General features: G+C 51.2%; 2 protein-coding genes. Both read right to left on the bottom strand.

The window, feature by feature from the left end; all coding sequences use genetic code 11:
• Positions 1 to 220 precede the first annotated feature (220 nt).
• A complete protein-coding gene (locus ABJO30_01220; protein ID MEP3231428.1) occupies positions 221 to 3,067 on the bottom strand; it encodes a valine--tRNA ligase in 2,847 nt (948 codons plus the stop codon).
• Between the two features lie 133 nt (positions 3,068 to 3,200).
• Positions 3,201 to 3,726 (bottom strand): DUF2497 domain-containing protein (locus ABJO30_01225; GenBank protein MEP3231429.1); only part of this gene is annotated, 526 nt, incomplete at its 5' end.

Below are 3,726 nucleotides of genomic sequence, written 5' to 3' on the forward strand. Positions count from 1 at the left end.
CGCCACCCAAGCCAAAAATGATCAGCACTTGGCCTAAAGATAACGTCTCGGTTGCGGCTTTGAGGAGCGTATCCTCAACCGCAAACCCCGCCATTGCAACAACCATCCATACACTGCCCAGCAGGTTGGCTTTGCGGTCGGTCGCTATGTTGGTTTTCATCAAATTGCCGATCTTATTATTTTGAGTAACGGCCATTTAACAATGAATGAGAGACCTCCCTCACCCAAGCCGCGCGATGCCCTCGTCCAGTTTCGCAACCGTCGCTTGCAAGTCTTCCAAGCGGGTGCGTTGTTCTGCGACCACGGCCTCAGGCGCTTTAGCGATGAAGCCTTGATTGCCGAGTTTCTTTTCGATCTTTTCGATCTCGCCTGTCGCTTTATTACGCTCTTTATTCAAGCGGTCACGTTCAGCGCCGAAGTCAATGACACCTTCAAGCGGCAAGCAGACGGTCAATTGACCCACCACGATTTGAGCAGACGCCTGTGGCGCTTCGCTTGCAACAGAACCGTTATCAACGCGGGCCATGCGCTGAAGCGCGTTCATGCTGCGCTCTAACATGGCTTTTTCGTCGTCATTTGCGCCAATCAAGAGCAAGTCGGTGCGGGCTTTCGCAGGCAAGTTCATTTCTGCGCGAACAGAACGAACAGCCGTGATCAGGTCGATCAACCAGTTGATCTCGTCAGCTGCCGCATCATCCATAATGCCTTCAACAGGCCATGAGGAATGCATCAAGAAGCCATCACGAGAAACACCCTCGCCGCTAGTGCGCTCCCAAAGTTCTTCCGTGATAAACGGCATGAACGGATGCATCAGCGCGTAGATTTGATCAAGCACATAGGCCGTCGTTGCGCGGGTCTCAGCTTTCGCCGCCTCGTCGTCACCGCCGAAGACTGGCTTTGCAAGTTCCAAATGCCAGTCGCAAACCTTGTTCCACACAAAGCGATAAACTGATGCTGCTGCCTCATTAAAGCGATAAGCTTCAATCTCGCGGGTTACATCGTTCACCGCGCGAGAAAGCTCGGTTAGCACCCAGCGGTTGAGCTGGCTTTTCGCGTCTTCAGGTTTGAACCCTTCAACAAGCTTACACTCATTCATCTCGGCGAAACGTGTGGCGTTCCAAAGCTTCGTCGCAAAGTTACGGTATCCAGCAACGCGGTCTGTCGAGAGCTTGATGTCGCGCCCTTGTGCGGCCATAGCAGCCAAAGTGAAGCGCAGAGCGTCGGCAGAATATTCGTCAATCAGCTCCAGCGGATCAATCACATTGCCCTTAGATTTCGACATCTTCGCGCCATGCTCATCACGAACAAGGGCGTGGATATAAATCGTGTGGAACGGCTCTTGTTTCATGAAGTGATTGCCCATCATCATCATACGAGCGACCCAGAAGAAGATAATGTCGAAACCAGTGATCAGCACGTCGGTCTGGTAATAACGCTCAAGCTCTGGCGTTTTTTCAGGCCAACCAAGCGTTGAAAACGGCCAAAGCGCTGATGAGAACCATGTGTCGAGCACGTCTTCATCGCGCGTCAATTCAACGGCTTTACCGTAATGCGTTTCAGCAGAAGCTTGAGCTTCTTCTTCGGACTTTTCGACAAAGATTTCGCCATCTGGCCCATACCAAGCCGGAATACGGTGTCCCCACCAAAGCTGACGTGAAATACACCAAGGCTCGATGTTTTCCATCCACTGGTAATAGGTTTTCGACCAGTTCTCTGGCACAAACTTCGTGCGGCCTTCTTTAACAGAAGCAAGCGCTGGTTCTGCGAGCGTTTTAGCATCGGCAAACCATTGGTCGGTGAGCATCGGCTCAATCACCACCTTAGAGCGGTCACCAAATGGCTGCATGATTGGTTTGTTCTCGACCATAGGAACAGCATTGCCGTCCTCGTCTTTGGTCATAACGGCAAGGCCGTCGGCATTGATGTCTGCAACGATTTTCTTACGCGCATCAAAGCGATCAAGGCCACGATAGTCATCGGGTACGAGGTTGATTGCGTCGACAGTTTCTTCGTCAGGCAATTCACCCGATTCTACGATCTGCTTCGCTTTCGCGGCTTCTTCCGCATAAGGCGCACCGTCTGCCCGCAAAGCTGCTTGCGTATCCATCAAGCGATACATCGGGATCTTGCCACGCTTTGCCACTTGATAATCGTTGAAATCATGGGCGCCCGTGATCTTTACCGCACCTGAACCGAAATCAGGGTCTGGGTATTCATCCGTGATAATCGGGATAAAGCGGCGGTGCTCTTTCGGGCCGACAGGAATTTCACAAAGCTTACCCACGATTGACGCATAGCGCTCATCAGATGGGTGAACAGCCACCGCACCATCACCAAGCATGGTTTCAGGACGGGTCGTTGCAATCGAAATATAATCACGTGTCTCACGCAAAGTGATGTTGCCGTCTTCGTCCTTCTCGACATACTCATATGTCTCACCATCTGCGAGCGGGTATTTGAAGTGCCACATATGGCCATCAACATCGATGTTCTCAACTTCAAGGTCAGAAATCGCCGTTTCAAATTTCGGGTCCCAGTTTACAAGGCGTTTGCCCTTGTAGATAAGGCCTTCTTTGTAAAGCGTAACGAAGACCTCAAGAACGGCAGCAGACAAGCCCTCATCCATGGTGAAGCGCTCACGCGACCAATCGCAAGATGCACCAAGGCGCTTAAGCTGACCGATGATCCTGCCGCCAGATTCTTCTTTCCAGCCCCACACGCGGTCCAGAAATTTCTCACGACCCAATTCGCGGCGTTTTGGCTCATTGTTGTCAGCCAGCTGGCGTTCCACCACCATTTGCGTCGCAATGCCCGCATGGTCCGTACCTGCTTGCCAAAGAACGTCGCGACCGCGCATCCGTTCAAAGCGCACCAAGATATCCTGAAGCGTGTTGTTGAGCGCATGGCCCATGTGTAGAGAGCCCGTTACATTGGGTGGTGGGATCACGATGCAATAAGGATCAGCACCTTCGGCGGCGTTTACGCCAGCACGAAAAGCTTCGGCTTTTTCCCAAGTGTCATAAATGCGAGGTTCAACACTCGCGGCATCGTAATTTTTATCAAGCATAACGTGTCTCTATTGATTGAATAGAAACGTGTTAAGGCGCTGCGATGGTGCGGTCAACCAGCGTAACGTCAATTTAAAAACAAACAGACAGATTGAAGGGTATATGCCCTGTTAAAGCAGCTCACTGAGCTACTTATTGGCCTTGAATACGCTGAATTTCTTCACGCACGAGACGTTCCACGGTTTCAGGCAAGTTTTCATCAAGCCATTCTTTAAGCATTGGACGCAACATTGCAGACATCAAGCCTTCAATTGTTGTGGATGAAGAAACGCCCATTCCGTTGTGCAAAGCACCAAAGGATGATTTGACTGAAGCCGCGACATTCTCGCTGATCAAGGGAACTTCTTCAGCTAACGAGGGAGCTGGTGGCGCTGGTTCGGCAACGGCGTTTACCTCAAATGTGTCCTCAACGGCATCAAAGCCCAAGTCGTCGTCAGAAGCAGCACTTTCAATTTCAGGCTCTTCAACAGCTGCTGGAGCAGCAAGCTCCAAGACATCCTCATCATCGTCGTCGTCTATGCTAGCGAAATCGTCGTCACCTATGCTATCGAAGCCTAAGTCATCATCGGTAGCGGCTGGTACATCGTCAAACAATGCATCAACGTCATCTGTCGACATTTCTTCGTCGCCAGAAACATCGATGGAATCGAAAGCATCA

Source organism: Hyphomicrobiales bacterium, from assembly GCA_039973685.1.
Classification (GTDB): Bacteria; Pseudomonadota; Alphaproteobacteria; order Rhizobiales; family JACESI01; genus JACESI01.